Origin of the sequence: Streptomyces sp. UNOB3_S3, from assembly GCF_020740895.1 — a bacterium.
In the GTDB taxonomy this organism is placed as follows: Bacteria; Actinomycetota; Actinomycetes; order Streptomycetales; family Streptomycetaceae; genus Streptomyces.
This window is the reverse complement of the sequence record NZ_JAILXP010000544.1, coordinates 1-3,414: the sequence shown is the minus strand read 5'-3', so window position 1 is coordinate 3,414 and position 3,414 is coordinate 1. Positions and strand designations below refer to the sequence as shown.

Annotated in this window: 3 protein-coding genes; 2 read left to right on the top strand and 1 reads right to left on the bottom strand. The window is 74.1% G+C overall.

The window, feature by feature from the left end:
• The coding region (locus K6I33_RS33325) for an inorganic phosphate transporter (RefSeq protein WP_229358456.1) at window positions 1-1,184 on the bottom strand (1,184 nt) is incomplete at its 3' end.
• Window positions 1,185-1,295: 111 nt separating this feature from the next.
• Between K6I33_RS33325 and K6I33_RS33320 the strand changes: the two genes are divergently transcribed.
• Both K6I33_RS33320 and K6I33_RS33315 read left to right on the top strand, forming a co-directional pair.
• On the top strand, window positions 1,296-1,970 hold the full coding sequence (locus K6I33_RS33320) for a class II aldolase/adducin family protein (RefSeq protein ID WP_229358454.1): 675 nt from the start codon (window positions 1,296-1,298) through the stop codon (window positions 1,968-1,970).
• Window positions 1,971-2,012: 42 nt separating this feature from the next.
• Window positions 2,013-3,164: an alpha/beta hydrolase gene (locus K6I33_RS33315; protein ID WP_229358452.1), complete on the top strand. Its 1,152-nt coding sequence runs from the start codon at window positions 2,013-2,015 to the stop codon at window positions 3,162-3,164.
• Window positions 3,165-3,414 lie beyond the last annotated feature (250 nt).

Here is a 3,414-nt window from a genome sequence, read left to right as displayed (position 1 = left end):
GTGCCGGCCGGCGGCGGGGCCACGGCCTGAAGGGCGGCCGTGACGACGCCGACGGGCTCCTCGGGGAGGCCCTGCGGCGTGTTGAGGTCGTTGACGTTGTCGTGGGTGACCGGCTTGCGGCGCGAGGCCATCCAGATGGCGCCGGAGACGGCGAGGCCGAGGACGGCGACGGCGGCGATGCCCCAGTCGCCCTGGTCGGCCAGGAGCGCGGCGCCGGCGGCGACGAGGCCCGCGGCCGGGAGGGTCAGGCCCCACGCGGCGACCATGCGGCCGGCGGTCGACCAGCGCACCACGCCGCCCTTGCGGCCCAGGCCGGAGCCCATGATCGAGCCGGAGCAGACCTGGGTGGTGGAGAGCGCGAAGCCGATGTGCGAGGAGGCGAGGATCACGGTCGCGGCACCGGTCTGGGCGGCGAAGCCCTGCGCCGGCTTGATGTCGGCGAGGCCCTTGCCGAGCGTCTGGATGATGCGCCAGCCGCCCAGGTACGTGCCGAGCGCGATGGCCAGGCCCGCGGAGACGACGACCCACAGCGGCGGGTCGGAGTGGGGGGCGACGACGCCGCCGGTGACCAGGGCCAGGGTGATGACACCCATGGTCTTCTGGGCGTCGTTGGTGCCGTGGGCGAGGGAGACCAGGGCGGCCGAGGCGATCTGGCCCGCGCGGTAGCCCTTCGCGGTCTCCGCCTCGTCGCGGCCCTTGGTCAGGCGGAAGGTCAGGCGGGTGGCGGCCCAGGCGGCGATGCCCGCCACGATCGGGGCGGCGACCGCGGGGATGAGGACCTTCATGACGACCTTGTCGGCGTTGACCGCGTCGAAGCCGACGGACGCGACGGTGGCGCCGATCAGGCCGCCGAAGAGGGCGTGCGAGGAGCTGGAGGGCAGGCCCGCCAGCCATGTCAGGAGATTCCAGACGATCGCGCCGACCAGCCCGGCGAAGATCACCTCTGGTCTGATGCCGGCACTCTCATCGATGATGCCTCCGGAGATCGTCTTCGCGACCTCGACGGACAGGAACGCCCCGACCAGGTTGAGCACGGCCGACATGGCCACGGCGGTCTTGGGCTTGAGCGCTCCGGTCGAGATGGTGGTGGCCATGGCGTTGGCCGTGTCGTGGAAGCCGTTCGTAAAGTCGAACACCAAGGCCGTGACGATCACGATCCCGATGAGAAGCGTGATGTTTTCCATTCACCCAGGCAATCAGTTCGATGGTCAGTACGCGGCGACCGTAGGGACTCCGGGTGAACGGAAGGTGAACTGGCTCGGGCCCACCGATGACACCAACCGGAGGCGAAGATCATGAAGACCGGCGAACCGACCCCCGCCGCACCCGACGACATCAGCCGGACCTGGGCCGATGTCGTGGCCACGGCCCGCAGGAGCACCGCCGACGGACTGGTCGTCGGCACCTCGGGCAACGTCTCCGCAAGGGTCGGTGACGTGGTGCTTGTCACGCCCAGCGGGGTGCCCTACGACCGGCTCGGCCCCGGCGACGCCGTCGGCGTCGACCTGGCCGGCCGCCAGGTGCTCGGCGAGCTCGCCCCCACCAGCGAACTGCCCATGCACCTCGCCGTCTACCGCGCCACCGACGCCGCCGCGATCGTCCACACCCACGCCGTCCACGCCACCGCCGTCTCCACGCTGGTCGACGAGGTGCCGTCGATCCACTACATGGCCGTCGCCCTCGGCGGGCCGGTCCGCGTCGCCCCCTACGCCCTCTACGGCAGCGACGAGCTGGCCGCGCACGCGCTCCGGGCCCTCGACGGCCGCACCGGCTGTCTGCTGCGCAACCACGGCACCCTCACCCACGGCGCCACCCTCGACGCCGCCTACGACCGCACCGCCCAGCTGGAGTGGATGTGCCGGGTCTGGCTCACCGCCACGGCCGTCCCCGGGCGCGCCCCCACCCTGCTCGGCCCCGACCGGCTGGAGGAGGTCGCCGCCAAGTACCGGGGCTACGGCCAGCCCGGCTGAGCCGAGTCGCCCGGCGGCCCGCGCGGGACCAGACTGGAGGGGATGGGCCTGCGAAGAGTGGCGGCCCTCGCCGCCACCTCACTGATCGGTGCCGGGGCCGCCGCCGTGGCGGCCGGGCGGTACGCGGGCGACGCCGTCCTGCGGACCGTGCCGGGACACCCGCCACCGGGCGAGCACCGGCTCACCGTGCACGACATCGCCCCCGGCGCCGGCGCCGCCCCCGGCACGATCACCCTCACCCGCACCCCGGCCACGCTGCGCCCCGGCGTCTACGGGCTGGCCGGCCGGGGGCTCCACGCCGTCGTCGGGGACGTCGTCGCCGATGTCTCCCACCCCCACGACTGCGTGGTCCGGCACCTGGAGCGCGTCACCCACGGCGCCCCGGCCCCCGGCGACCGGGTCTGGCTCACCCCGCAGATCCACCGGGGCAACCCGCGCGACGCCCTCGGTCTCGACCACGCCGACGTGGAGGTGCCCGGCGAGCTGGGCCCGCTGCCCGCGTGGTTCGTGCCCGGCGCCCGGGACACCTGGGTGATCGCCGTGCACGGCCTGGGCACCACCCGGGAGCACACCATGGTCGTGCTGCCGTTCCTCCACCGGCAGCGCCTCCCCGTCCTCGCCCTCGCCTACCGGGGCGACCCCGGCGCACCCCGCCCGGCGCACGGAATCAGCCACTTCGGCGCCCGGGAGTGGCGGGATCTGGATGCCGCCGTCCGCTACGCCGTCCGCAACGGCGCCCGTCGCGTCGTCCTGTACGGCTGGTCCACGGGCGCGACGATGGCGCTGCTCACCGCCCTGCGGGACACGGGCTCGGCGCTGAGCGACCGGGTCGCGGGCGTCGTCCTGGACGCGCCGCTCCTCGACTGGCCCGCCGCGCTGGGCACCCTGGCCGCCCACCGGCTCCCGGCCGCGCTCATTCCGCTTGCGGTCCGGGCGACGGAGGGACGCACCGGTCTGGCCCCCGAGGGCCTGCTGACCGCCGCCGACCCCACCCTGCTGGACGTCCCGGCCCTCGTCGTCCACGGCACCGACGACCCCGTAGCGCCCCTCCTCCATTCCCGTGAACTCGCCGCCCGGCGACCGGAACTGATAACGCTGCGCACCGTTCGCGGGGCGGGTCACGCGGCCTCCTGGAACGTCGATCCCACGGGCTACGAGGAGGCCCTGCGCCGCTTCCTGATCCCCCTGATGTAGGGCGTGAACAGGGCGCTCGCGCACCGCACGCACCCCCCGCATGACGTCCCACCACGGGTCCCCGACGGCTGGATAGTTGATTCCGATTGGGTTTTCGGAGCGTGAACGGCAAGACTGCTCCTGTGACGTCCCGTACTCCGCGCGACTCCCGGCTCAGACTCGTCCCCCGACAGCCGATCACCGCCGCCCGCCGGGCCGTGGCGAACCGGGGCGCCCGCCCGGCGGGCGGCGGTGATCGGCTGTCGGGGGA